Annotated in this window: 26 protein-coding genes and 1 pseudogene; 8 read left to right on the top strand and 19 right to left on the bottom strand. The window is 50.1% G+C overall.

Features of this window, described 5'->3' with window-relative positions:
• Positions 1–24: 24 nt before the first annotated feature.
• Genes merC through merT form a run of 3 tightly spaced genes read right to left on the bottom strand, consistent with a single transcriptional unit; the run spans position 25 to position 1,119 of the window.
• Positions 25–450: an organomercurial transporter MerC gene (merC, locus tag KCR01S_RS20985; protein ID WP_000522996.1), complete on the bottom strand. Its 426-nt coding sequence runs from the start codon at positions 448–450 to the stop codon at positions 25–27.
• Positions 451–477: 27 nt separating this feature from the next.
• Entirely contained in the window at positions 478–753 is a 276-nt protein-coding gene (merP, locus tag KCR01S_RS20980) for a mercury resistance system periplasmic binding protein MerP (RefSeq protein WP_000732275.1), read from the bottom strand.
• A gap of 15 nt (positions 754–768) precedes the next feature.
• Positions 769–1,119: a mercuric ion transporter MerT gene (gene merT / locus KCR01S_RS20975; RefSeq protein WP_031623830.1), complete on the bottom strand. Its 351-nt coding sequence runs from the start codon at positions 1,117–1,119 to the stop codon at positions 769–771.
• Between the two features lie 71 nt (positions 1,120–1,190).
• Between merT and merR the strand changes: the two genes are divergently transcribed.
• On the top strand, positions 1,191–1,646 hold the full coding sequence (gene merR, locus KCR01S_RS20970; RefSeq protein ID WP_001166628.1) for an Hg(II)-responsive transcriptional regulator: 456 nt from the start codon (positions 1,191–1,193) through the stop codon (positions 1,644–1,646).
• A gap of 182 nt (positions 1,647–1,828) precedes the next feature.
• Here the strand turns inward: merR and KCR01S_RS20965 are convergent, their stop codons facing one another.
• From KCR01S_RS20965 to pcoA, 7 genes are all read right to left on the bottom strand, one after another.
• Positions 1,829–2,263, bottom strand: coding sequence for a hypothetical protein (locus KCR01S_RS20965; RefSeq protein ID WP_004118347.1), 435 nt, complete (start codon positions 2,261–2,263; stop codon positions 1,829–1,831).
• 216 nt (positions 2,264–2,479) lie between these two features.
• The gene (gene pcoS, locus KCR01S_RS20960) at positions 2,480–3,880 is read right to left on the bottom strand and encodes a copper resistance membrane spanning protein PcoS (RefSeq protein ID WP_061284931.1); all 1,401 of its coding nucleotides are present in this window, start codon (positions 3,878–3,880) and stop codon (positions 2,480–2,482) included.
• Entirely contained in the window at positions 3,877–4,557 is a 681-nt protein-coding gene (pcoR, locus tag KCR01S_RS20955) for a copper response regulator transcription factor PcoR (protein WP_061284930.1), read from the bottom strand. Before pcoR ends, pcoS begins: the two co-directional genes overlap by 4 nt.
• Before the next feature lie 54 nt (positions 4,558–4,611).
• Complete coding sequence (gene pcoD / locus KCR01S_RS20950; protein WP_327621812.1) at positions 4,612–5,490, bottom strand: copper resistance inner membrane protein PcoD; 879 nt, start codon at positions 5,488–5,490, stop codon at positions 4,612–4,614.
• Between the two features lie 55 nt (positions 5,491–5,545).
• Complete coding sequence (gene pcoC / locus KCR01S_RS20945; RefSeq protein WP_061284928.1) at positions 5,546–5,926, bottom strand: copper resistance system metallochaperone PcoC; 381 nt, start codon at positions 5,924–5,926, stop codon at positions 5,546–5,548.
• A 39-nt stretch (positions 5,927–5,965) separates the two neighbouring features.
• The gene (pcoB, locus tag KCR01S_RS20940; RefSeq protein WP_174522464.1) at positions 5,966–6,856 is read right to left on the bottom strand and encodes a copper resistance outer membrane transporter PcoB; all 891 of its coding nucleotides are present in this window, start codon (positions 6,854–6,856) and stop codon (positions 5,966–5,968) included.
• A gap of 5 nt (positions 6,857–6,861) precedes the next feature.
• Positions 6,862–8,679: a multicopper oxidase PcoA gene (gene pcoA, locus KCR01S_RS20935; protein WP_049002685.1), complete on the bottom strand. Its 1,818-nt coding sequence runs from the start codon at positions 8,677–8,679 to the stop codon at positions 6,862–6,864.
• Between the two features lie 234 nt (positions 8,680–8,913).
• Here pcoA and KCR01S_RS20930 point away from each other — a divergent pair, with 234 nt between their 5' ends.
• Together KCR01S_RS20930 and KCR01S_RS20925 are read left to right on the top strand one after the other, a co-directional pair.
• A complete protein-coding gene (locus tag KCR01S_RS20930) occupies positions 8,914–9,363 on the top strand; it encodes a hypothetical protein (protein WP_061284926.1) in 450 nt (149 codons plus the stop codon).
• Between the two features lie 274 nt (positions 9,364–9,637).
• Positions 9,638–10,381, top strand: coding sequence for a peptidoglycan DD-metalloendopeptidase family protein (locus KCR01S_RS20925; RefSeq protein WP_061284925.1), 744 nt, complete (start codon positions 9,638–9,640; stop codon positions 10,379–10,381).
• A gap of 33 nt (positions 10,382–10,414) precedes the next feature.
• Here the strand turns inward: KCR01S_RS20925 and KCR01S_RS20920 are convergent, their stop codons facing one another.
• The 7 genes from KCR01S_RS20920 to silC all read right to left on the bottom strand — a co-directional run bounded on the left by KCR01S_RS20920 (position 10,415) and on the right by silC (position 20,076).
• Entirely contained in the window at positions 10,415–10,612 is a 198-nt protein-coding gene (locus KCR01S_RS20920; RefSeq protein ID WP_000843497.1) for a DUF2933 domain-containing protein, read from the bottom strand.
• 40 nt (positions 10,613–10,652) lie between these two features.
• Positions 10,653–13,121, bottom strand: coding sequence for an Ag(+)-translocating P-type ATPase SilP (gene silP / locus KCR01S_RS20915; RefSeq protein ID WP_156478797.1), 2,469 nt, complete (start codon positions 13,119–13,121; stop codon positions 10,653–10,655).
• Between the two features lie 97 nt (positions 13,122–13,218).
• Entirely contained in the window at positions 13,219–13,659 is a 441-nt protein-coding gene (locus KCR01S_RS20910; protein ID WP_061284923.1) for a DUF411 domain-containing protein, read from the bottom strand.
• Positions 13,660–13,744: 85 nt separating this feature from the next.
• Positions 13,745–16,891: a Cu(+)/Ag(+) efflux RND transporter permease subunit SilA gene (gene silA, locus KCR01S_RS20905; protein WP_032716631.1), complete on the bottom strand. Its 3,147-nt coding sequence runs from the start codon at positions 16,889–16,891 to the stop codon at positions 13,745–13,747.
• Positions 16,892–16,901: 10 nt separating this feature from the next.
• Positions 16,902–18,194: a Cu(+)/Ag(+) efflux RND transporter periplasmic adaptor subunit SilB gene (gene silB / locus KCR01S_RS20900; RefSeq protein ID WP_061284922.1), complete on the bottom strand. Its 1,293-nt coding sequence runs from the start codon at positions 18,192–18,194 to the stop codon at positions 16,902–16,904.
• A gap of 113 nt (positions 18,195–18,307) precedes the next feature.
• A complete protein-coding gene (gene cusF / locus KCR01S_RS20895; RefSeq protein WP_032716633.1) occupies positions 18,308–18,661 on the bottom strand; it encodes a cation efflux system protein CusF in 354 nt (117 codons plus the stop codon).
• Positions 18,662–18,690: 29 nt separating this feature from the next.
• A complete protein-coding gene (gene silC, locus KCR01S_RS20890) occupies positions 18,691–20,076 on the bottom strand; it encodes a Cu(+)/Ag(+) efflux RND transporter outer membrane channel SilC (RefSeq protein ID WP_061284921.1) in 1,386 nt (461 codons plus the stop codon).
• A gap of 189 nt (positions 20,077–20,265) precedes the next feature.
• Between silC and silR the strand changes: the two genes are divergently transcribed.
• From silR to copM, 4 genes are all read left to right on the top strand, one after another.
• Positions 20,266–20,946, top strand: a complete 681-nt coding sequence (gene silR, locus KCR01S_RS20885; RefSeq protein ID WP_061284920.1) for a copper/silver response regulator transcription factor SilR — start codon at positions 20,266–20,268, stop codon at positions 20,944–20,946.
• Entirely contained in the window at positions 20,939–22,414 is a 1,476-nt protein-coding gene (gene silS / locus KCR01S_RS20880; protein WP_061284919.1) for a copper/silver sensor histidine kinase SilS, read from the top strand. The genes silR and silS overlap by 8 nt, the downstream gene beginning before the upstream one ends.
• A gap of 245 nt (positions 22,415–22,659) precedes the next feature.
• Positions 22,660–23,091, top strand: coding sequence for a silver-binding protein SilE (gene silE / locus KCR01S_RS20875; RefSeq protein ID WP_061284918.1), 432 nt, complete (start codon positions 22,660–22,662; stop codon positions 23,089–23,091).
• 145 nt (positions 23,092–23,236) lie between these two features.
• On the top strand, positions 23,237–23,587 hold the full coding sequence (copM, locus tag KCR01S_RS20870) for a CopM family metallochaperone (protein WP_007871800.1): 351 nt from the start codon (positions 23,237–23,239) through the stop codon (positions 23,585–23,587).
• Positions 23,588–23,994: 407 nt separating this feature from the next.
• Here the strand turns inward: copM and KCR01S_RS20865 are convergent, their stop codons facing one another.
• A complete protein-coding gene (locus KCR01S_RS20865) occupies positions 23,995–24,903 on the bottom strand; it encodes an HNH endonuclease (protein ID WP_061284933.1) in 909 nt (302 codons plus the stop codon).
• Positions 24,904–25,436: 533 nt separating this feature from the next.
• On the opposite strand from KCR01S_RS20865, the pseudogene KCR01S_RS25705 reads away from it, so the two are divergent.
• Positions 25,437–25,669: pseudogene (locus KCR01S_RS25705) on the top strand (DUF2913 family protein); the annotation flags it as partial.
• Here the strand turns inward: KCR01S_RS25705 and KCR01S_RS20860 are convergent.
• On the bottom strand, positions 25,666–26,595 hold the full coding sequence (locus KCR01S_RS20860) for an Rpn family recombination-promoting nuclease/putative transposase (RefSeq protein ID WP_061284932.1): 930 nt from the start codon (positions 26,593–26,595) through the stop codon (positions 25,666–25,668). The pseudogene KCR01S_RS25705 and the gene KCR01S_RS20860 overlap by 4 nt on opposite strands.
• Positions 26,596–26,903 lie beyond the last annotated feature (308 nt).

Raw genomic sequence — 26,903 nt, 5'->3', positions numbered from 1 at the left:
CTGTGGTGGCTACGGCTGTTGCCGTCAGCCACGTTGTTCTGGCAATTCACAGCTGTCCGGCCCGCAGCGGCGATGTGCTGGCGAGATGAAATCCCAGACCGACACCCCAACCATCAAGGCCAGGCCGACATAGAGCAGTCCACCGCTCTGCCAGCCGTAAGCCCGCATTAAAAACACCGCTGCCAGCACCAAGATCGGGCCTATCGTGCCGAGCGCCGTGCGTCGCCACTGTCGATGATTGAGCCAAGCGATAGCATTGGCGAGTAACGCGATGCCGGCGAACATCGGCAGCAGGATGCCAATGAATAGCCCCTCGTACTGGCTCAAGAAGCCCAGTCCGATGGCCGCGCCAAAGCTGGCGATGGCAGGAAAACAGGCGGCGCAGCCCATCGCGGAAACGACGCTGCCGAGCGCGCCGGTTTTGCCAGCGATGCGCGTGATGAGTCCCATGTGTCGCTCCCGAGTTCGGTTAACGGATCAGCGTTTGAGGCTGGACGGATAGCCCGCGTCCTCGGTCGCCTTGGTCAACTTCTGGACGTTGGTCTTGGCATCGTCGAAGGTGACGACGGCCTGGCGCTTGTCGAAACTTACGTCGGTCTTGCTCACGCCCTCAACCTTGGAAAGCGCGTGCTTGACAGTGATCGGGCAAGAGGCGCAGGTCATGCCAGGCACGGACAGCGTGACGGTCTGGGTGGCGGCCCACACGGGGGCAACAACGGCAGCGAGGGCGAGGGCGGCAAACAGTTTTTTCATGATGAACTCCTGTGATTAATAGAAAAATGGCATGACGTAGGGAAATCCGAGCGAGACCAGGACCAGCGCGGCCACGATCCAGAAAATGAGCTTGTAAGTAGCTCGCACTTGGGGAATCGCGCAGACCTCACCCGGTTTGCAGGCTTGCGCCGGGCGGTAGATGCGCCGCCAGGCGAAAAACAGCGCGACCAGCGCTGCGCCGATGAAGATCGGGCGATAGGGTTCCAGCACCGTCAGGTTGCCGATCCATGCCCCGCTGAACCCCAAGGCGATCAAAACCAGCGGCCCCAGGCAGCAGGCCGACGCAAGAATGGCGGCCAGCCCACCGGCGAAGAGCGCGCCGCGCCCGTTTTGTGGTTCAGACATACGCTTGTCCTTTCAAATTTGGTTTGGATAGCTTAAGCTTACTTCCGTAGTTATGTACGGAGTCAAGCGATATGCAAATTAATTTTGAGAATCTGACCATTGGCGTTTTTGCCAAGGCGGCCGGGGTCAATGTGGAGACCATCCGGTTCTACCAGCGCAAGGGCCTGCTGCCGGAGCCAGACAAGCCCTATGGCAGCATTCGCCGCTATGGCGAGGCGGATGTAACACGAGTGCGGTTCGTGAAATCGGCCCAGCGGCTGGGCTTTAGCCTGGACGAAATCGCCGAGCTACTGCGGCTGGAGGATGGCACCCATTGCGAGGAAGCCAGCGGCCTGGCCGAGCACAAGCTCAAGGATGTGCGCGAGAAGATGGCCGACTTGGCACGCATGGAGGCCGTGCTGTCTGAACTGGTGTGCGCCTGCCATGCGCGGAAAGGGAACGTTTCCTGCCCGCTGATTGCGTCACTGCAAGACGGAACGAAGCTCGCTGCATCGGCGCGGGGGAGTCACGGGGTGACTACGCCTTAGCGTGCTTTATTTTCCGAATTCTGAGACGACCCCAGATAGGGTGATGGTTTTCTCTCGTAGGTGATTACGGTCGATACCATTCTCTAGCATGGCACGAAATGATATTAAAAAAAACGCTCCGGGCAGGAGCGTAAGCCAGTGACTTCGGCGTCAAATGAGGGTCTGACAAGTGGAGCTGCGGGTTAATTCTGGGTGATCTGGCTGCGATGCTTTTCCGCCTGTTGCTGATGAATAACGGAAGACTGGCCATTATTCGCCTTCTCATGCACAACAGCGGCTTTCTCATGCTCGCTCATTTCGGAAAATGGCTTAGCAGTTTCTTGGGTGTTCTCAGGTTTGGCTTTCATCATTTTTTTATGCATTTCAGCCATGTCCTGATGGGCGGCAGAATTGCCGTTTTGCATCATTTCATGGGACATAGCGGCCTGATCGTGACCGCTCATATCCATCATTTTCATGCTCTCCCCCTGAACTGCACTTTTTTCAGCGGATGACTGCATCTGATGGGCAGGCGCCTGGGCATTATTTACCTGGTCATGCATGTTCATTGTCTCTGCAGCCCAGGCAGATGAAGCGACAGCCATCATGGCAATAAAGGATACAAGAATTTTTTTCATGGTTGGGTCTCCGGTGTTTTCATACCCGAACAATCAATGCTTATAACAGAGAAAGCATTTGATCTCAGGGCTGGTTAATCATCACGCCAGGAACCGGGCGATTGAATTATCACGTTGCTCCTGATTTATGACTGATTATAAAAAACCGCCTCTGTTTATCGCGTGACTAAATGATGACATTTTTGTCACCTTCCGGATTTTTACTGAATAACAGTATTAATCCGTTAACAGACGCACACTGAACACAATTTCCCGCCCCTGCTGTTCTGCTGACAGCTCGCCGCCGTGAGCATGAATGATCGACCTTGTAATTGATAATCCCAGCCCCGCACCTTCCGTATTGTGGACCCTAGATGAGTCTGCGCGATAGAACCGGTCAAACAGGCGTTCCAGATTAGCGGGAACCGGGCCAGACATCGTATTCGTAATCATCACGTTCACACAGTCACTGTCACGCTCAAGGTGTATCGCTGTACAGGTGTTATCGGGAGAATACTTGATTGCATTGGAAAGCAGGTTACTGAAAGCACGTCGCAGCATATCGCTGTCTCCGGCAACAACGCCCTCTCCTTCAACCGTGATTGTCTTTCCTGTTTCGTCTGCCAGGGGCTCGAATAACTCACGTAATTCATTCAGTTCGGCTGCCAGATCTACATCATGTTTATCCAGCTGCAGCAGACCATGCTCTGAACGTGCCAGAAAAAGCATGTCACTGGTCATTCGTGACAACCTTTTCAGTTCTTCCAGGTTAGCGAATAAAATTTCGCGGTAATGCGAAACATCCCTTTCCTTAGCCAGTGCAAACTGCGTCTGCATCATCAGATTACTGACTGGTGTGCGCAGCTCATGCGCGATGTCAGACGAGAAATCTGACAGTTTCCGAAATGACCCCTCCAGGCGATCGAACATGTTATTGAATTCCTGCATGGTCTCAGAGATTTCCGGTGGAGCCAGATCGGGATTAAGACGCTGATCAAGGCTGTGTACGGTCATGGAGGAAGCCAGACTGGTCATTTCCCGTAACGGTTTCAGACCAATACGTGTGGTCAGCCAGCCCAGAAAAACAGAAATAAAGACCAGACCGATATTGAACCAGAACAGCCAGGTACTGAGCTTATCCATAAACAGGGTGTGATACCCAGTATCCGTGGCAACCGTAATGATGAAATGTTTACTTTTACCCTGTTCCGGCGTCACGGCAACCCGCCGCGAGATACTGCGGTACACGGTGTTATTTTCTTCCGTCTGGATCATATAGTCGAGAATATCACCCGACTTATTAAGCAGGACCGCTGGAACAACAGAATTTTTGGCATAAAGTTCAACAATTTTTTCATTTTCCATGTTTTTTATAGAAATGAATAAACCATTGTGCCCTACCATCGCATCGTTTATTTTTTCTGATAATGACTTAATATCCGTTTTGTTCCGGAACGTCTCTGTTTTAAGAAACTCTTCGGTGAGCTGAAGTTTACCTGTCAGAAAATCGCGGTCCTGATTATCGAAATAGCCATTCAGGGTGCTCACCAGCATAAAACTGGATAACCACCATACCGTAAGCATCACTGCAGAAAAAATCAGGCTCAGGCGCGTGGTCAGGGAAATTTTGAACCTCACTCTTCTCTGATCTCCAGGACATATCCGGCACCACGAACGGTATGGATCAGTTTTGGCTCAAAGTCATCATCAATTTTACTTCTCAGGCGTCTCACGGCGACATCAATCACATTCGTGTCACTGTCAAAGTTCATATTCCAGACCAGGGACGAGATAAGACTCCTGGGTAACACCTCTCCGGTGCGTTGCAGCAGCAACTCAAGCAGAACGTATTCTTTACCGGTGAGATGGATCTTCTTCCCCGAACGGATCACGGTCCGGCGCACCATATCAACGGTCATATCGGCGATAGTGCAAACTGTGGCGGCCTGCGAGCGGGCGCGTCGCAGCAAGGTTCTTACACGTGCAACAAGCTCTGTAAAATCGAAGGGCTTAATCAGATAGTCATCTGCGCCAAGCTCCAGTCCTTTCACTTTGTCCCGCACGTTGTCCTTTGCGGTTAAAAACAGGACCGGTTCTTCATGCCCGGACTCCCTCAGTGCGCTGATGATTTGCCACCCGTTGAGGAAAGGCAGCATCACGTCCAGTATTATCAAATCATACTGTCCCTTCGACGCGGCCCCGAGACCATCGCGGCCATTATTAAAGAGATCGGCCTGATAGCCTTCCTCAATCAGTCCCTGCTGCAGGTAACGACCTGTTTTTTGTTCGTCTTCAACGATTAAAATACGCTGCATGGTCAACTCGCTGATATGAAAGTAAAAATCTCACGCATGAGCTTTGGCTGTCCCCTAGCTGACCTGAGACGGAGCAAGCATTCCGAGCCACGCAACGGCGCCCAGAATGATAATCGCAACAACGAATTCTGTCAGGATGCTGTTTCGCATCAGGGCAACGCTGCGATCATAATTCCCTTCCCTGACCATAACTTCAAGCCGGGGACCCAGGTGAAACCGGTTTGCTGCAGCCAGAAGAAGCATCAGAACAAACAGAGCCGTCTTAGCAAGCAATATCCCCCCCCAGGAGCTGTTGAATAAGGGGTTTAAGTTACCCTCAGCAATATACAGATAGTTGACCAGCGCACTCAGGATCAGGGCTACAACAATCACCGTACCTGCCGTGGCAAATTTTGCCAGGGAGTCAGATATCACAATGACGCTCTGTGCATTATGCGCGTTTCTGCGCATCAGCAGGATAGCAAATGCAACCAGAGCACCTGTCCAGGCACCTGCAGCGCCGAGATGAGTCAGATCGCTCAGTAAATGGAGATAGTAATGCAGACCGTCATGCATGACGGCGTGTCCTCCCCAGGCAAGTGTAGCCAGCGCCACGCCCCCACTCATCGTCATCAGCAGGCAGGACAATACTCTCTTATTAGTGTAAAGGAACAAAGCACCGAGAGTGGTAAACAGGGCACAGAGTCTGACAATCCAGCTAATACCTACATCCGTTTCTTCTATCACCATCTCGATAATATGGATAGATAATTCTCTGAGATCAGTTACTCCGCTCATGGCATTAGATACCAGGAGCATATTAATGCCAGTAAGAATGATGCCTGCAACAACAGCAAAGGTTATAAACGACCTGAAATTAGTCAGGTTATACGTTTCATGTCTGACACTGCTTATTCCATATATCTGAAAAAATGGCAATCCAAATATTACCATCAAATCAAGATAAAGAAGAAAACGAATAACAATCATAATCAGGTCGTTCATAATATTACTTCACTGTAAAAGTGTAATTGCCGGTAATAGGGTGTGTATCTGCAGAAACCGCGCGCCAGTCAACACGATAAGTGCCGGCTGGCAGAGGTTCTCGTGGGATAATGACCATTGATTTAGGGTCAGCACCTGGTGCCACTTTTGCCGCGACTGGCATTGGCGAATGGGATGACATGCCTTTCATCCCGGTCATTGTTAATTTAGCCCCTGAGAATTTCACAGTCAGATCTTCTGTGAAATTAAGCTGGATCTTTTCCGGGGCCGCTATGGCTGAATCTGCCTGCGGGACAGAACTTTTTAATTCAGGATGGGCCATAGCAGAGAAAGCAACGCCCATAACGAGGCCACCTGTAAAAATGGCTTTATTTAAAATCGACATTTTATTTACCTGTTTAGTTGAGTGTTTTATATCGGTGCGTTAAAACCAGATTCTGGCTCCCGCCAGGAATACTACCTGATGGTCTTTCTCACCTTCTCTTTTCGCCATATCGGATGTTTTCCCGTAAAGTTGATTCCAGGAAACGCCTATATAGGGTGCAAACTCACGGCGTATTTCATAGCGCAGCCGGAGCCCCAGTTCTGTGTCAGTCAGTCCCCTGCCGCGACCCCGCGATTCATCATCCTGACTGTAGAAATTCACCTCATAGGATGGCTGGAGTATGAGCCGGTTAGTCAGTAAAACGTCGTATTCTCCTCCCAGACGAAGGGCTGCTTTTCCGCCATTACTGACAAACCCCGTAATTTCAGATTCAAAATTATAGAGTGCCAGCCCCTGAAAACCGACAGCAGCCCAGGTCTGGGCAGAAGCAGGTCTGAAATCCTGCCTGACACCCGCAACCAAATCCCACCAGGGGCCAACCGCATGTCCCCAGAGTAACTGCGCTTCAGCCGCCTCCGTTTCCCCATTGCTTCGTTCGCCTTCGCTCTTTAGCCAAAGCCGGTCTGTGTCGCCTCCAATCCAGCTGTTAACACTCCAGCTGAAATTGTTGGTGTTATCCGACCGTTGCCATTCCAGTTGATCCAGCAGAACCAGATAATTAATCGCACTGTCGTGAATCGCATGCCCCTGTAAATTGCCGAATGCAGCCTTCCGGTCGGCATCGGTAACAGGCGGAATTGGCGTTCTGCTCTCAGTTACAATGGGCTCCATTGACGTCATCTCAGTGAAATTCTCATCTGCTGGCATCTGCATGGCAGACATGTCGTGCCCGGCGTGGGGATCTGCAGAGACGGAGCCCGCCGCAATAGAAAGCTGTGAGGTAAAGAAACCGGCGACCAGAACAGGTATGGCCTTCAAATTTCTCTTCATTCGCATCATTCCTCCACCCGGACTTCACGAAACATTCCCATTTCCATGTGATAGAGCAAATGGCAGTGATACGCCCAGCGGCCAAGCGCATCTGCTGTCACTCTGTAACTGCGTTTTGTACCAGGGGGAACATCTATTGTGTGTTTACGAACCATGAAATTACCGTTTTCATCTTCCAGATCGCTCCACATACCATGCAGGTGAATGGGGTGAGTCATCATGGTATCGTTGATCAGCGTGATCCTGAGCCGCTCACCGTATTTCAGCAGCACCGGTGCGGCATCTGAAAACTTGATTCCGTTAAATGACCAGGCAAACTTTTCCATGTGGCCGGTTAAATGCAGTTCTATGGTACGGCCAGGTTCACGTCCGTCAGGATCCTCAAAGCGGCTTTTCAAATCCGCGTACGTGAGAACCTTTCTTCCGTTATTTCGAAGACCAATACCCGGATCATTTAATTTCGGAGAGACGCTCATCGCCTGCATATCAACCAGTGGGTTATCCGTTTCTGACGCAGGATGACTTTGCATACCCGGCATTCCGGCCATCCGGGAATGATCCATACCGGCCATGCTGCTGTGATCCATGGGCGCGGAGGATGTCCCGCTATCCGGAAGGTCAGCACCGTCCATAGACATCATCTCTCCGCTGTTATCCATGCCTCCCATCTGGCTGTGGTCCATTCCTGCCATATCATGTCCCATTCCCCCCATACCCATATCTTCCATGGTCAACAGAGAACGGGGATCGAGGGGGGGAACGGCAGCACTTAACCCCTCTCTCGTGGCCAGTGTCCCTCGAGCGTAACCGGTCCTGTCCATGGATTGTGCGAAGATGGTATAGGCCTCACCCTGAGGCTCCACAATGACATCATAGGTTTCGGCAACGGCAATCCTGAATTCGTCAACGGTAACCGGGTTTACATACTGGCCATCTGCAGCCACGACCGTCATTTTCAGCCCGGGGATACGGATATCGAAATAGGTCATTGCCGAGCCGTTGATAAACCGTAAGCGTATCTTTTCACCGGGACGGAACAGTCCGGTCCAGTTTTTCAGCGGGGCCTGCCCGTTCATGAGATAGGTGTAGGTGTAGCCACTGACATCCGCGAGGTCAGTCGGATTCATTTTCATTTCAGCCCACATTTTCCGATCGGCAATGGTGGCTGACAGCCCCCTGGTATTCACGTCGCGGAAAAAAGAGCCAACGGTTGGTTTATTGAAATTGTAGTAATCCGACTGTTTTTTTAATTTTTTCAGCAGGCTGTGAGGATTTTCATCGGTCCAGTCAGACAACATGACCACATGCTCACGATCGTAAGCAAACGGTTCTGGCTCCCTGGCATCGATGATAATGGCACCGTATACCCCCTCCTGTTCCTGCAGACCGGAATGGCTGTGGTACCAGTAAGTCCCGTTCTGCTTAACCTTAAAGGTGTAAACGTAGGTATCATCAGGCTCTATGCCCATAAAACTCAGCCCCGGAACACCATCCATATTGGCCGGAAGAATAATGCCGTGCCAGTGAATGGACGTCTGTTCATTAAGACGGTTTTTGACCTTCAGGGTAATGGTGTCACCTTCTTTCCAGCGAAGAACGGGCCCCGGCAGGCCTCCATTGATTGTTTTGGCCTGACGCTCACTGCCCGTGATATTGACGGCCGTTTCACCAATGGTCAGGTCAAACTGAGTACCCTGCAGGGATGCGGCAACTGGCAGGCTCAGACTGGAACGCGCATTGAAACTCCATACGCCAAGACTTCCGGCTACGCCAGAGAGGGTTAACCCCTTCAGGAAAGTTCGTCGAGACGTTTTCAACAGCATGCGCATTCCCTTATTTAAAGTATGGTTACTGACAGAATTCGAGAACCGATTTAAATTAAATTACTGGTTCATCCACTTACAATGAAATGAATCTAGCACACCTTAAGAAACAAATTCATTACAATCGTGTAATGTACATAGCTGTATTACATTTACGTCATCTTCCCCACAGGTTGATTATTTTTATATATGATCATAAGGACATCTTTTATGTACCTCAGAAGGTAATTACACATGAATATATTAATCACGACCACTGCGTTTACAGCTTTATTTTGTGGGGCAGCTTTTGCTCAGTCCAGTGATATTGCCCATGAAGCACATCGATTTGTTAATAATGCCTCAGCCGTCAGTCATGTGAATTCCTCGACGCATGAAAACTTACCGGACAGGGTTAATAAAAACAGCACGCCCTCATTCTCTGAAATGAATGAACATGAAAGGGCCATTGTTGCTCATTCATTTATGAACAACAGCGCGTCCTATGCACATCAGAAAATGATTGAGGAACATAAAAAAATGCTGTCCGACAGTGGTGCAAATTCAAAGACCTCCTCTTCTTCTTTTAACGAACTGAATGCCGGAGAGAAAGCCGCCCTCGTGCATGAGCAGGTCAATAATGCCGGTGCGGAAGCTCATCAGACACAGGCAAGAAAGCTTCGCGGCCTGTATTCCTCCAGGTAACTGCAGGCGGGTTAGTGCTTAGCAGGGCTTTACTGACGGGTTACGTAGCAGGACATGAGCCCCATATTGCTCTGCCGTAACCTGTTTCAGTCCCGTTAATCATCACCGTCAGGCTGGTCATACAGTTCCCAGATCTTCAGGAGCAAACGGGAAACAAGATATGTTACAAAAATGACGACCATCAACGGTGCTCCCGATTAACTGACAGATGACACGCCTCCTGAAAACCCCTAGCATACGCCGCAGTGTTCATGCTAACGGCGAATTCCAGTAAATGTATTCTACCGATGTCGTAAAAGAAAATGCCTACCTTTCAGCCACCCGCTCGGGGCTGGAATCGAACGAGATCGCTACCCTTCAGCGCTCCTTGCCTTCCCGGTTTAATCTGCGGCATTTGAAAAAAAATGAATCATTAAAACTCGTACTGCAAAAGAAAGCGGGAAAATCACGTGTCGTGGCCTATAAATTTACGTCCGGTTCATTTAATTACACGGCGTATCGTATATCAGATAAAAAGTTCTATAACCTTTCCGATACTTCCGGGAAAGGCAGTCTCGATTATCCGTTACCGGCCACAGCAAGACTCAGTTCGCCTTTCAATCCTGCAAGACTTAACCCGGTATCGGGAAAAGTGAGTCCCCATAATGGCATTGATTATTCCATGCCCATGAACACGAAAATAGTCAGCGTCATCGACGGAAAAATCACCCGGGCCGAATACAACAGCACCATGGGATATTTTGTTGAAGTAACAGGAAAAGCCGGTGTTAAAACTCGCTATCTCCACCTCAATAAAATACTCGTTACTAAAGGGGCCAGGGTTACCCGGGGAGGCGCTATTGCATTATCCGGTAACAGCGGACGTTCATCCGGTCCTCATCTGCATTACGAGCTGGTCATCAATAACAATCCTGTTAACTCACTGGCGTTCCGGGCAGCGGCACCCGCACCCGCTGATAACAAACTTGAACAGCATGCCTTTGCGCATGCCAGAGACTACGAACGATACCTGGACTGATAACGGGGCCGCGACGCGGCCCCGTCTGCCGGATTAATTTTTTTTATCGTTTTCACTTCCTTGATGTTGATGATCTCCATGCCCTCCGTGGCCGTGGAAAAGATGCATTAGCGGGCAGACCAGCAATAACAGATATGGCCAGTAACCTGCCACATGTGACCAGTGTTCGCGCAGGAGGGCAAATGCCGCGATCGCGGCGACAGCAATAAGCGCATAGGTGGTACTTTTCATACTGGACTCCTTCTGTTCGTAACAGCCCCTTCACTCAGTGTTATTTCCCGAGCCTGACACTTTTCAGACGCAACGCATTCACAATGACGCTGACGGAGGAAAGAGCCATGGCCGCCGCCGCAATAACTGGCGACAGCAGTATTCCATACACAGGATAAAGCAGGCCTGCAGCCACAGGCACGCCAAGTGCGTTGTAGATAAATGCAAAAAACAGATTCTGTCGGATATTTTTCATGGTGATCTCTGACAGATGACGGGCCCTGTTCAGTATCATCAGGTCGCCTTTGAGAAGGGTGACTCCGGCACTTTCAATTGCCACATCTGTACCCGTTCCCATGGCTATTCCCACGTCAGCCGCTGCCAGCGCCGGGGCATCATTCACACCGTCTCCGGCCATCGCAACCACATGGCCAGACGCTTTCAGTCGGGTTATCACTGCTTTTTTGCCATCCGGCAGAATCCCGGCTTCAATCTCATCTATTCCCAGTTTCCGTGCGACTGCTTCAGCGGTAAGCTGGTTATCCCCGGTGAGCATAACGATGCGGATCCCCGCCTGACGCAAAGCTTTAAGCGCATCCGGCGTGGTTGCTTTCACGGGATCCGAGATAGCTATCAGGCCTGCAAGGTGCCCGTCTGTGGCCACATAGATAACGGTAGCACCTTCCATCCGCAACGTATCCGCAACGGCCTTTTGATTATCAATAACGATACTGTTTTCCTGCATAGCCAGTTCATTACCAATAACAACCCGTTGACCTTCGACATCGCCTGAGACACCTTTACCCGACGGCGCATTGAAATGAGTGACTGCGGGTATTGCGATCCCCTTTTCCTGTGCTGCTTTAACTACTGCCATACCCAGCGGATGCTGCGAGCCTTTTTCCACTGCGGCCGTTACACGCAAAAGAGATGTTTCCCCACCCGGATTGAGACTGATAATCCCTGTCACCGTCGGCGAACCTTCCGTGAGCGTGCCTGTTTTGTCGACAACCAGCGTGTCCACTTTTTCAAGACGCTCAAGGGCTTCGGCATTCTTAATTAACACCCCGGCCTGGGCTCCTTTGCCCACCCCCACCATTATCGACATCGGCGTGGCCAGCCCCAGCGCGCAGGGACAGGCAATAATCAGGACCGACACAGCCGCAATGAGACCGTGCGCCATCCTGGGCTCGGGCCCCCAGACAGACCAGATCATGAAAGCAACAACCGCGATAAGTATCACCAGAGGAACAAACCAGCCTGAAACGCTGTCAGCCATTCTCTGGATGGGGGCCCGCGAACGCTGTGCATCAGCGACCATCTGAACAATTCGTGAGAGCATCGTTTCATCACCGACTTTCTCTGCACGGATGATAAGACTACCTGTCTGATTAATCGTCCCCCCAATGACGGGTTCACCCTCCGTTTTGGTAACCGGCATAGACTCCCCGGTCACCATCGATTCATCCACGGTTGTTTTGCCTTCGACCACGATACCGTCGACCGGAATACTCTCTCCAGGTCTGATGCGGAGCTTATCGCCAGGCAGGACATCTTCCGCATTAATATCCGTTTCATGACCGTCATGATCCAGCCGCCTGGCGGTTTTGGGGGCAAGGTTCAGAAGTGCAGTAATGGCACCTGAGGTTTGTTCCCGTGCCCGCAGCTCAAGAACCTGTCCCAGCAGAACAAGCACCGTAATAACTGCTGCGGCTTCAAAATAAACGGCCACCAGGCTATCCATGTTTCTGAACGATGCAGGAAACCAGGAGGGGAAGACGGTTGCAGTGACGCTGTAAACCCAGGCTACGCCGGTCCCCATAGCAACAAGGGTAAACATATTCAGGGAGCGGTTACGTAACGACATTCCGGCCCGGGCGAAGAATGGCCAGCCACACCACAACACGACAGGAGAGGCCAGAAGTAACTGCAGCCATGTGTTGTACTGTGGCGATACTGTATTCCTCAAAGCGGGAAACAGATGAGATCCCATTTCGAGTATCAGAACCGGAAACGCCAGCAACAACCCCAGCCAGAAGCGTCTTGTCATGTCGCGAAGTTCATCACTCGGCCCCGTGGATGCCGTGGCTACGAGCGGTTCCAGTGCCATTCCACAGACAGGACAGCTTCCGGGACCAGTACGGCGTATCTCCGGGTGCATCGGACATGTCCACACACCTTCAGAAAACCCTTTCTCCGCCTGGTGGTGAGGCTGTTTTATCTGATCAGGGCTGACTTCGTGGTGATGGTGATGGGAATATTCACTGGCATCTTCGGTAAGATAACGATCGGGATGGGCATTAAATTTGCTCTCACAGCTGGCGGAGCAGAAATAAAGCTGATGGTCCTGGTATCGAATGCTGCTGTGCGCCTTGTCCGGCAGGATGGCCATCCCGCACACGGGATCTCTCATCTTATGCAATACGTGACTCTCGTCCGGGGATAATGTCTGTTCAGAAGCAGTCTGGTTGTTGTGTTGCACTGCATTGTCATTTTTCACAGTAACTCTCCTTATGCATACCTGAAGCATTTTCTGTCTTCAGGGTATGTCATGGATGCGATTACCACGAATGTCGCCGGCATAAGAGGGCCTGCTACCGGCGTCCCGTTATCAGCCGTTCCGCTGACTATTCGATTCGCTGGAAGACTCTTTTACTTCCATCCGGTGAGAATGCGATAACATCGTAAGCCTCTTTTCGGGCTCCCATCTCCATTCCCGGACTTCCTGCCGGCATACCGGGGGTGGCGAGACCGTATATACCTGAACCAGACTGCATTGCTTTATAAATCGTTGTCGCAGGCACATGGCCTTCAATGATCAAATTACCGGCAACCGCGGTATGACAACTTCGTAGTCCTGCAGGAACAGCATGCTTTTCTTTCAGGGCTGACAGCGCCTGATCATTCATGACGTGAGTTCGCACTTCAAACCCGGCTTTTTCCATCGCCTTGCCCCACAGGGAACAACAGCCACAGTTTTCAGATTTGTACATATCAATGACTTTTTCACTCGCCATCACGGGCAGTGAAAGGCCGAGAGCCAGGATCATTAGAATCATTTTTTTCATACTCACCTCTGTATGTTATCGATATAAACCCTGATGCCAGGGTGAATTTATGCAAAAGGACACCCACAGGGGTGCCCTTTCAGGGTTATGACACGCTCTTTTTATGTCTGCGCAGCCAGATGAGTTTGTAGGCGGCAGGAATAATGAACAGGGACAGCAGCGGAGCCGTGATCATCCCGCCAATCATGGGGGCCGCAATACGGCTCATGACCTCTGAACCTGCGCCGGTTCCCCAGAGTATGGGCAGCAGGCCCGCAATGATCACCGCCACGGTCATGGCTTTCGGCCGGACACGCAATACGGCACCATGATAGAGGGCTTCATCAAGACCTTCCGGTGTGAATGTCTCTTTACGGGACAATTCCGGGTGCGCTTCAATGGCATGACGCAGATACATCAGCATGACCACGCCAAACTCTGCTGCCACCCCGGCCAGGGCGATAAACCCGGTGCCGGTCGCCACTGACATATGGAAGCCCTGCCAGTACAGGAACCATATCCCGCCTACCAGCGCAAACGGCAGGCTCATCAGAATAAGTAAGGCCTCATCAGCCCGGCGGAATGCCAGATACAACAGAATGAAGATGATCATCACCGTCATCGGCACCATCAGCTTCAGTTTCTTGTTGGCATGCTCAAGCAGTTCAAACTGTCCGGAGAATGACACGCTGGTACCCGGTCTCAGTTTCACTTTCTGACTGATCGCCGTTTTAATGTCATTAACCACCGACACCATATCCCTGCCGCGCGCGTCAATGTAAATCCAGCTGGCTGGACGGGCATTTTCCGTTTTCAGCATAGTCGGCCCTGAAACGACCTTAATATCCGCAACATCGCCCAGTGTGATCTGCTGCTTCATCGGGGTCAGGATCGGCATCTGTTTCAGCGCCTGTGGACTGTTCCGGTAATCCTGCGGATAGCGGATATTAATCGGGTACCGGGCCACGCCTTCAACCGTTTCCCCTACCGTCGCGCCGCCGATGGCTGATGAGATGAACAGCTGCACATCGCCCACCGTCATTCCGTAGCGGGAGGCTTTTTCCCGATTGATATCGATATCGATGTAGCGCCCACCCTCAAGTCGCTCAGCCAGGGCAGACACCACGCCCGGTACCGTTTTGGCTACTGCTTCGATACTCTGCGCCGTCGCATCGATATCGGACAGAACCGTTCCGGACACTTTGATACCTATCGGGCTTTTAATCCCGGTTGAGAGCATATCAATACGGTTACGGATTGGCGGCACCCAGAGGTTTGCCAGACCAGGCAGACGGACGGTCTTATCAAGTTCATCGATAATCTTGTCAATCGTCATGCCTGGCCGCCACTGATCCTCAGGTTTCAGCTGAATGGTGGTTTCCACCATTTCGAGTGGCGCGGAATCCGTTGCGGTCTCTGCCTTACCGGTCTTGCCAAATACAGAGGCCACTTCAGGAACGGTTTTGATTAACTTATCCGTGGTCTGCAGGAGCGCCGCTGCTTCTGCCGGAGAGACACCTGGCAACGTTGACGGCATATAAAGCAGGTCACCTTCGTTGATCTTCGGCAGAAACTCACCGCCCACCTGGCTCAGTGGCCAGATAACCGTGAAGATAGACAAGGCCGCAACCAGCAGGGTTGTTTTTGGCCAGTGGAGGACCCGCAATAGTAATGGATGATACGCTTTTATCAGCATCCGGTTCAGGGGGTTACTGGTCTCGGCAGGAATTTTCCCCCGGATCCAGAATCCCATCAGAATCGGAATGACGATGATGGCCAGCGCGGCCGCGCCCGCCATGGAGTACGTTTTCGTGAATGCCAGCGGTCCAAACAGACGTCCTTCCTGACCTTCCAGGGTAAAGATAGGAATAAAGGACAGGGTGATGATCAGCAGGCTGATAAACAGTGCGGGTCCCACTTCCACGGAGGCGTCGGTAATCACCTTCCAGCGGGTGGCGTTGTCAATCTGCTCACCCGGATGCTGATGATCCCATTCCTCAAGCCGTTTGTGCGCATTTTCAATCATCACAATGGCGGCATCCACCATCGCTCCGACGGCAATCGCAATCCCTCCCAGCGACATAATATTGGCGTTCAGTCCCTGGAAGTGCATGACGATAAAGGCGATACACAGGCCTAGCGGCAGAGAAATAATTGCCACCAGGGCAGAACGTACGTGCCACAGGAACAGGGCACAGACGATGGCCACCACGATAAACTCTTCCAGGAGTTTGTAGCTGAGGTTATCAATGGCCCGATCGATTAACTGGCTGCGATCGTAGGTGGTCACAATTTCAACACCTTCCGGCAGGCTGGCCTTCAGCGTGTCCAGTTTATCCCTCACTGCCGTGATAACGTCGCGCGCATTCTTACCCGACCGCAGGATCACCACGCCGCCGGCGACTTCCCCCTGGCCGTTCAGTTCGGCAATACCTCGCCGCATTTCAGGCCCGGTCTGCACGCGGGCAACATCCCGCAGATAAACCGGTACACCGTTCTCGCCGGTTTTCAGGACAATGTTATTGAAATCATCAATGGTCTGAAGATATCCGCTGGCCCGGACCATATACTCCGCTTCGGCCATTTCAACGGATGAACCACCTGCCTCCTGGTTAGACGATTCAAGAGCCTGTTTCACTTCAGGCAGGCTGACACCGTACTGGGACAATTTCTCCGGATTGACCTGGATCTGATACTGTTTCACCACGCCGCCAACCGAAGCGACCTCAGCCACGTTCGGGATGGTTTTCAGTTCAAATTTCAGGAACCAGTCCTGCAGAGAGCGCAGTTCTGAAAGATCGTGTTTTCCGCTGCGATCGACAAGGGCATATTCAAAAATCCAGCCCACACCCGTGGCATCAGGACCGATTTCAGAACTCACACCGGCAGGCAGTTTTCCCTGAACCTGATTCAGGTATTCCAGCACGCGGGAACGGGCCCAGTACAGATCGGTCCCGTCTTCAAAAATGACATACACATACGAATCCCCGAACTGTGAGAAACCACGCACGGTTTTTGCGCCAGGTACGGACAGCATGGTGGTGGTAAGTGGATAGGTGACCTGATTTTCTACAATCTGCGGGGCCTGGCCGGGATAGCTGGTTTTGATAATGACCTGCACATCTGACAGGTCAGGTAAGGCATCGACCGGCGTGTTAATAATCGTCCATGTGCCCCAGATGCTGAGAAACAGGGCCCCCATCATGACCAGGAAACGGTTGGCGACAGAGCGCCGGATAATCCATTCAATCATCGTCGTCTCCTCAGTGCCCTGAATGCATATTTACAGGCTGGTCAGACATTGCTGGCATACTGCTTTCTGTTTTTTCAGGGTGGCGCATACGTTCCAGCGCACCCGTAATATTGGCTTCGGAGTCAATGAGGAACAGGCCACTGACCACCACGGTATCGCCTTCATTCAGGCCGGAGCCAATGCCGGACTGTTGCTGTGATTCATGCAGAACGTGGATCTGTTTCGGCACAAACTGGCCTTCATCATCAACAGTAATCACGCGCTGTTCTTTGCCGGTATCGATAACGGCCTGGCTTGGTATCAGCAGCATCTCCTGGCTTTGGGTATTCAGTTTCAGATAGGCATTCATGCCCGGCTTGAGAAACTCATCCTTATTAGATACCTGGAGACGGACCTGAAGCGTACGGGTTGTCTGATCCACGCTGGGAAGAATGTTCCATTTTTCGACATGGAATGTTTTATCCGGATAAGCCGGTACCGAAATTTCAAACTGCGACGTATCTTTCAGCAGATAGGCGATAGATTCCGGCACTGCAGCGCTGATCCAGACCGGGTCCATCCCCTGAATCTGAGCCACCACCTTATCTTTCGAAATATTCATGCCGGTGCGCAGGTCAAATGCAGTAATGACACCATCAATAGGTGCTTTAATGGTAAAACGGGTCTGGATTGTGCGGGTTGAACGCAGCCTTTGAATATCCTCTTCCGGCATACCAGCCAGACGAAGTCGCTCCAGCACCCCTTTTATCTGGGTTGGCGTACCGCCTGTACCGGATAACAGCAGGAACTCACTTTGCGCCTCGACCCATTCAGGAATGGTGATATCGATAAGCGGTGTTCCTTTCTTCACATGATCGCCAATCGTCAGGGGATACACTTTTTCGACGAAACCGTCAGAGCGCGCCTGCACAATGACAAACTGATACTCGTTATAACTGACATTAGCCGGGATCGTCTGAGAATAATTCAGCATTCCGCGCGTGACTTTTTGCGTTTTTAATCCCAGGTTCTGAACCTGCGTTGGATCAATACGGATCCCGCCACCGCTTTTCTCGCCACTTTCATCAGCATATTTTGGCACCAGGTCCATATCCATAAAGGGAGATTTTCCGGGTTTATCAAATTTGGTATCCGGTTTCATCGGGTCATACCAGAAAAGTACCTTTCGCTCCGGTGCCGTTTTTTCTGTTTGTACTGTTTTTGGTGATGAGTTTACATACTGCCAGGCAGTAACCGATATCAGCCCTCCTGCTATGAGGCTGCTGATAATTATTGCAGCATATTTTATCTTTAAAGAAGCCATACAATTTCTCGCTGAAAAATCAAAACACCTGGCATATGCGCCCGATCGTTCATTCTCAGTAATCCCTTAATGAATGTTCAGGCGCACTGGATGTATTCGCTCCGGACTGTTAATCAGGATTGCGTAACGTTAATGCTTTTGAGTAAGGAGATATTGCCCTGCTGAATAAACGAGAAATCGACATGGTTGCCGGTTTTCAGGGCATTGATAGCGTCGTCTGCATTAACAAAAGTGAAGCGCATGGTCATTGCAGGCCAGCCCACCGCAGGGATTGCTTCGTGCGAAATGGTGATTTTTTTACTATTCATATCAATGTCTTTAACGACACCGGTGCCCTTGATAACCTGCTGTACCGAAGCATCACTGGCAGCATTCATATCGCCATGCTGATGTGTTTCAGCATGAAGACCGGCAGAAAACATGACAGAGAAGGCACTAAATAAAACGGCTTTAAGTGAGTTACGCATTTTTAATTTCCTGATATGTTGAATATAATTCACTCTATCCAACCGCCACCCAGCGCGGTGAACAGATTAATTTCGTTAACCTGTCGGGAATAGGTAAGGTCGAGAATGGCTTGCTGCGTAGTGAACAGCGAGCGTTCTGCATCCAGCACTTCTATGTAGCTGACTGCACCACTTGAATATAATCCCCGGGCCCGCTGGAGGGTTATCTGGAGTGAATCAAGATAACGCTGCTGTGCCTCGAGTTGCTGGCTAAGACTATCGCGCAGGGCAAGCGTGTCGGAAACATCCTTGAAGGCCGACTGGATTTTTTGTTCGTAATTAACCACCGACTGTTGCTGGCGAATTTCAGCCAGTTTCAGATTGGCTTTGTTTCTGCCGGCATTGAAAATAGGAATTTCAATTTTGGGGATAAAATTCCACATTCCGCTTCCTGACGTAAAGAGGCTGGACAACTCTGTACTGCTTGCGGAAAGGCCACTGGTCAGGGTAATGGACGGGAAAAATGCCGCTCGCGCTGCGCCAATATTGGCATCAGCCGCTTTTAGCTGGTATTCCGCTTCCATGATATCCGGGCGCTGCAGTAAAATTTGTGAGGACAGGTTTGGTGGCAGTTTTACTGGCGCGATCTCCCCGTCTTTCATCCCTTTTTCTGACGGAAGTGCGTGGTACGTTCCCAGCACCAGTTGCAGGGCATTGTTTGCCTGAGCCAGATCGCCTTCTCGTTTGGCTATTTCGGCACGGGTACTTTCGATTTGTCCTCTGGCCTGTTCAAGCGCCAGAACGTTCGTACTCCCGGTCACCAGTTGTTGCTCAACGAGAGCATAGGACTGTTCATAATTTTTCAGCGTTTCCCGCGCAATACGGAGTTGTTCGTACGCCAGTTGCTGGCTGAAATAGCTTTGTGAAACGTTGGAGACCAGCAGGATGTGTACGGCCCGACGGGCTTCTTCGCTGGCAAAGTAGTTCTGCCGATCAGCGTCACTCATATTCTTAAGTTTGCCAAAAAAATCGAGCTCATAGCTGAGTTCCAGACCCGCGTCATACTCCTGTGTGGTCGGCTTGTCGCCTTTCAGACCACCGCTGTAGGTGATCCCGGATGAGGCATTCAGTTGGGGATAACGATCTGCATCCGTGACGTTGAACTGGGCCCGGGCCTCTTCAACCTTCAGGGCAGCCATTCTCAAATCACGGTTATTATTCAGGGCTTCAGTAATCAGCCGTGTAACCTGGGGATCGACAAAAAAGTTACGCCAGCCCGTATCCTGATAACCATTCACTGCTGGCGTCAGGCTGTTTCGGGACAGTGAAAACTGCTGGGGTACCGGTGCTGCCGGGCGCTGATATTCTGGTGCCAGAGAGACACAACCGGCCAGGATGAATATCGTGCTAATGCTGAGTAATTTTAATTTGAACATAACGCTTCTCGTCCAGGCAGACCTGGTAAATGGTCCAAATGAAGTCCAGAGTATTGATAGGGGTACTTTACCGAACGCTCTCTGTTTGCCGGGTGACAGGATAATGACAATGTTGTCATTTTTGCTGTAATCCGTTGATAACGATCGTGGGCGCAATAGAATGACCTTAGCAGCCAGCCGGGGAGCAAGATGAAAATATTGATCGTCGAAGACGAAATTAAAACAGGTGAATATCTCAGCAAAGGACTTACAGAGGCAGGGTTCGTAGTGGATCACGCTGATAATGGTCTTACCGGATATCATCTCGCCATGACAGCTGAGTATGATTTAGTCATTCTGGACATCATGCTGCCTGATGTGAACGGCTGGGATATCATCCGCATGCTGCGCACTGCCGGAAAGGGTATGCCGGTCTTACTGCTGACGGCCCTCGGCACGATCGAACACAGGGTCAAAGGACTGGAACTGGGTGCGGACGATTATCTGGTTAAACCCTTTGCGTTTGCCGAACTGCTAGCCCGGGTGAGAACCCTTTTGAGGCGGGGAAACACGATGATCACGGAAAGCCAGTTTAAGGTGGCTGATCTCTCGATTGATCTCGTATCCAGAAAAGTCAGTCGCGCCGGAAACCGCATTATGCTCACCAGTAAAGAGTTCAGCCTGCTGGAATTTTTCATTCGCCATCAGGGAGAGGTTCTTCCCCGCTCCCTGATTGCCTCTCAGGTCTGGGACATGAATTTTGACAGCGACACTAACGCGATTGATGTCGCCGTAAAGCGACTCCGCGCTAAAATAGACAACGATTACGAGACAAAGCTGATCCAGACAGTCCGGGGCGTGGGCTATATGCTGGAGGTCCCGGATGCATAGCAAACCTTCCAGACGCCCTTTCTCACTCGCGCTGCGGCTGACCTTTTTTATCAGCCTGTCCACAATACTGGCTTTTATCGCCTTCACCTGGTTTATGCTGCATTCTGTTGAAAATCATTTTGCCGAGCAGGATGTCAGCGATCTTCAACAAATCAGCACCACACTGAGCCGTATACTCCAGTCCCCGGCAGATCCGGATGAAAAAAAAGTAAGCAAAATAAAGGAATCGATCGCCAGCTACCGCAACGTTGCCCTTTTGCTCCTCAATCCCAGGGGGGAGGTGCTCTTTAGTTCAGCGCAGGGGGCAGCACTACGCCCGGCCGTGAATTCAGCAGATTTTAGCGAGCACAGCCGCGCACGGGATGTCTTTCTCTGGACGGTGGAGGATCCTGCGAGACCGATGGATACCGGGTCTGAAATGAAGATGGAAACATACCGGATTATCGCCTCCTCTGGCCAGGCGATATTTCAGGGCAAACAGCAGAACTATGTCATGCTGACTGGCCTCTCCATTAATTTCCATCTCCATTACCTCGATGCGCTGAAAAAAAATCTGATTGCGATCGCCGTCGTGATAAGCCTGCTGATTGTTCTGATCATTCGCATCGCTGTCCGTCAGGGGCACCTGCCCCTTCGTAATGTCAGCAATGCCATTAAAAACATCACCTCCGAGAATCTTGATGCGCGGCTGGAACCGACACGCGTTCCCATTGAGCTGGAGCAGCTGGTTATCTCGTTCAATCATATGATTGGAAAGATTGAGGATGTCTTTACCCGCCAGGCCAATTTCTCTGCCGATATCGCGCACGAGATCAGAACGCCCATCACCAATCTGGTGACGCAGACTGAAATCGCGCTGAGTCAGGATCGAACCAAGAAGGAACTTGAGGATGTCCTCTATTCCAGCCTTGAAGAATATAACCGGATGACCAAAATGGTTAGCGACATGCTGTTCCTGGCGCAGGCGGACAATAATCAGCTGATACCTGACAGGGTCCGGTTTGACCTCAGAGCAGAAGTCATGAAAGTCTTCGAGTTTTTCGAAGCCTGGGCCGAAGAACGCAATATTACGCTCAAATTTAACGGGATGCCCTGCCTGGTTGAGGGTGATCCACAAATGTTCAGAAGAGCGATCAATAATCTGTTATCCAATGCCCTGCGTTATACCCCGGAGGGACAGGCAATCACCGTCTCAATAAGAGAGCAGGAGAGCTTTTTTGACCTTGTGATTGAAAATCCGGGGAAACCAATCCCTGAAGAGCATTTATCAAGGCTGTTTGACCGTTTTTATCGGGTGGATCCGTCCAGACAACGAAAAGGAGAAGGCAGCGGCATCGGCCTTGCGATTGTGAAGTCCATCGTGGAAGCACATCACGGAAGAGTGCAGGTGGAATCGGACGTACGCTCAACTCGTTTTATCTTATCCGTGCCCAGACTGGAGAAAATGATTCCGGAAACCCAGTACTGAGAATAAAGATTTAAATGACAAAGATGTCATTAGCCTGTCATGCAGCAAACAGAAGCCATTCGATATAATTAGTGCAACTTATCAGGAAGGCATTATTACTTCATCCATACACGGCATCAGCACAAGCCAGGAGTTGTATTAAAGCCTCATCCCGGCGGAATAAGGTCTGTAGAGTTTTCAGTTGTACTACTGAGGACATAGATCGAAATTCACGGACATCACTAATTCAGAAATGGAGAGTTACCATGAAAAATATCGTCTTAGCATCAGTGTTAGGTTTGAGCTTAATTTCTACGGCCTGGGCCACTGAAACTGTAAATATCCATGAGCGTGTCAATAATGCTCAGGCTCCGGCCCATCAGATGCAGTCTTCTTCAACTCCAGCCGCCATCCAGGGGGCAGCTCCACGGATGGCCAGTATGGATCAGCATGAACAGGCTATTATTGTTCATGAAACCATGAACAATGGTTCAGCAGATGCACATAAAAAAATGGCGGAAAGTCATCAGAAGATGATGGGAACTGGCACCGTTAACGCTTCCCGCCCGGCGACTTCGTTTGCGGCGATGAATGAACATGAAAGAGCAGCTGTTGCCCATGAATTTACGAATAACGGTCAGTCCGGCCCCCATCAGGCTATGGCTGATGCACACCGCCGCATGATCAATGCGGGCTGATGACAACTGAAGTATCTGTGCGGTTACCCTTTCCTTGATAGATTGCCCCTTATACGGAGATGTTGTTATTTTTTGCCCCCTACAGGGGGCTTTTTTGTCTGACTCAGCTAAACTTATCCGGTAACCATCTGAAAGGGTTTATTATATGAAAATCACAAATTCGCTTTTTGTTATACTGATGTTATCCCTGCCAGCGATTTCCGCAGAACATTCAGAAATGAAAATGTCAGATATATCCTCATCGGCATCGTCACAGGAATATATGTCCGGCATGAAAGGTATGCATGACAAAATGATGGCCGCTGTAAAAGAGTCCGATCCCGACAAGGCTTTTGCGAAAGGCATGGTAGCACACCATGAAGGGGCAATAGCAATGGCTGAGACCGAGCTAAAATACGGAAAAGATCCGGAAATGAGAAAGCTCGCGCAGGACATCATTAAAGCTCAAAAAGGTGAAATTGAGCAGATGAATAAATGGCTTGGTAATCAAAAATAATGATTGCGGAAAGATTATATTGCGCGTACAGTCAGAGTGTTCCCGGGCACGGGAACCTGTTAATCGTTAATTAATCAAAACCCGATTCATTTCGGGTTTTTCCTTTTAACCCCCCCAACGCATGCACTGCACCGAGTGAAATTCACCTGAGCCAATTCTGCTTGCTTATTATTTCGATGGGAATTGCTGATTTTAATTAAGTCTATGTTTTAAAGGTGTTTCTCATGCCTGGGTTTGGCAGGGGGTCGTCCTGTTCTCTGGTCATGCGCAATGGCAATTCGCAGTCAGGGCTCAAGACTACTTTTACCTCTTTTTTAACAGAAAGTTTCTGAACCAGATACTTGCCGGAAACATCATCTGCTGTTCATCCCGACCAATAAAACGAAGGTATCACTCTCGTTTGAAACTCACTTACTTTCCATTTTGTAATAAAGAATCAAGTTTTCCAGTGATATATCAATACCAACTTTTTTTAATAACCTTTTTCTCGCAGTGTATATTTCTTTCAGCATATCTTCATAACCCTGTCCAAGGTGAATTTGTTTATGGCAATTGCAACACAGGGATATGATATTTTCTTCGACATCAAGAGATGTGTCAAAAGCATCTTGCCTGGACATAGGTACAATGTGATGAGGTTCTGTGTAATTTAAGGATGAATTTCGCCTTCTGAATGTTGGGTGACCACTATCGACTTCACATCTGTAACCTGCTTTATTCAGCGCATTTTGGGATACGCCTTTACTCCGGGGATACGAGAGGCCATTTTTTACTTCTATTGCATTTTTCTTTGGTTTGGCTTCCCCTGTATATTCAAACGTCTGAACGTTGTCAAAGATATTACTTTCCTCTATGGCATTGATCAACTCATCGTCAGAGTAATACTCACTGCTGGCCATTTCTGTTGTACCAAAAAAATCCAGTTCGTTAATTGCCTGAACAAGTTCCTCACGAATTGTCCATAAGTTTCTTTTTGGTTTTCCGCCGATTTCTTTACTCTTCATGACTGTAATGAATTTTGTGCCGGATGCTATATTTCCGATCCCTTTAACTTCGAATCTACCAAGTTCTTTTTGAACCCTTCCACCCAGTCCATTAATAACACCATTAGCACTCATACTGTGCAGATCGTACTTTTTACCTATATCGAAACACGTGCAAGAATGACTTGGTTCAATGAACCATTTCTTTAATGCTGCAATACTTTTAGAATCAAAAACTTTTTCATTCATTAATAATGTTTTCCATTCCTCAACACTGATATCAATGTCGCAGACGTACTCCCCATCAATTACCTGACAAATTTTTTTGATCACGGTCATTCCCCCATAATAAAAACATACAGTTCGATATCCGGTATGGGTGCGAACTTGCAATTATCTGCATAATCCCATATTTTCAGCCCCGGAAAATATGTTTGCTATTTTGCCTAAAAATAAATTGTTACTGGGATAACTTGATTACATCATCCTCAACTTGAGCATACCATATCACCAGACTGAGTCTCAATGTAATAGCCAATTAGCTATGGTCATTATCCGCGACGAAGAGGTAGTCTCAGCTCAACACAATCGTACAATGCTTTCAATGATCTACGCTTTTTACTGGACGAACGTGAGAACATTTATTGCTTAAAATTTTAACAATATTTACTTGCTGGCGCGTACGCTACACTATCAACATATTGTGAATAAAAATAATTGACATAATTGTATTTAATGAAAATGTTACGCACGTGATCATTCGGGATATGAACAAGCCAGAACCGCACTTTTCTAGCCTGTATCTCCATCGATGACTCATCGCTTTTTTACTGGATTGTGCCCGACTGAGAAGCTGCTCACTGGGGGCCGGTCGGAATGCTGTGGCGCTCAGTGCGGGTGTGAACGGCATTTATCTCTTACGAGCCAATCTCTATGTCGCTTTACAGATAAATCCGTTGACAGCGTGTCTGACGGGGGAATGTGGCGAGGTGATGAAGCTGTTTAATCGCTGTGGCTGGCTGAACTTGAGTCTGGTGACTCCCTGCCCCACCAGTATTCGCTGATGACCAGACAGGGAGTGCCAGGAAAGGGTGATTAGTGGCGGATCTGCGCCAGGTCGTCTTCAGTCAGACCGGTCATTTTCATGACGGTATTGCGGTCAATGCCGTTCTGGAGCATGGTTCGTGCAATTTTAAGGGTGGCTTCGCGCTCGCCTTTTTCAATGCCGCGTTGTTCACCGAGCTGAATCCCCTTCTCGATGCCCTTCTGTTCAAGCTGTTGTGCGATGGTCATAAGTGCGTCTCCGTGTTGCGGCACACGCTGTGCCAGTTCGCGTACAAAGGCTTCGGCGTCGGATGTTTCGCCTGCCTGCACTATATAGTTTACCAGCGATATCACCTGCGATGAAGACAAGTATCCCGCCAGCAAGATGGGTGCCAGCCGGTCGACCAGTTCTGCCAGGTCCCGCTGGTGAATATGCTTTTGCAGTAAAGTCAGGGCGGCCATGCTGCGATGGCCAGCGATTTCATCATCCGGAATGACCGTAACGTCTACCAGCGGGAAAGCGTTGCTGTAGAGTTTGCCTGCCAGCTCGGGAGCGTCAAATTCATCCAGCCAACGAGTAGAGTACGGATACGGGCTGCGCTTACCCGTATAGAACAGCACCGGTATCACCAGTGGCAGTTTTTTATGCCCTGCCTCCAGGTGGCGCTGCATGGCGGCTACCGCATAGCGTATGAGGCGGAAAGCCATATGTTTGTCCGGCGTTGACTGGTGCTCGACCAGAACATGAATATAGCCGTCGCCGGCTGTAGTTTTCAGGCTATAGAGGACGTCGCTGAAATACTGGCGGAGATCATCCTCAACGAACGAGCCTGATTCCAGTTTCAGCGTGCTGAGATCGCAGACTGCTCGCAGCTCTGCAGGCAGGTGGATTTCCATGAAATCCCGGGCAATATCCGGTTGCGTCAGGAACTGCCTGAACGTGGCATCGTGAGGAGTGGGTGTGCTGTTTTTCTTCTTCATCTGCCCTGGCTCTGAAAAATGACCCGGAGATGTTATCACAGCCCGGAAAAAGCTAATATTGGCGGTGAACGGAATTGCCATTCCTTCAGGGGGCCGTTCCGGGGTGGTTCGGTCCCCTTCCTAAACCATCTTTACTCATCATCAATTACTGCCTTAGCAACTTTCTTCCCTCTCTCAGATATTCTAAAACCTCTTCTCTCCGTCCTTCTGCGGCAGCTGTATATAATGTCGCGATACCGCTGACAGCCTGATGGCGGGTTATACTGCCTTTACTGAAATCATACAGAACAGTACAAAGGAATTCCTCT

Source organism: Kluyvera cryocrescens NBRC 102467 (assembly GCF_001571285.1).
GTDB lineage: Bacteria > Pseudomonadota > Gammaproteobacteria > Enterobacterales > Enterobacteriaceae > Kluyvera > Kluyvera cryocrescens.
This window is presented reverse-complemented; position numbering and strand designations above follow the sequence as displayed.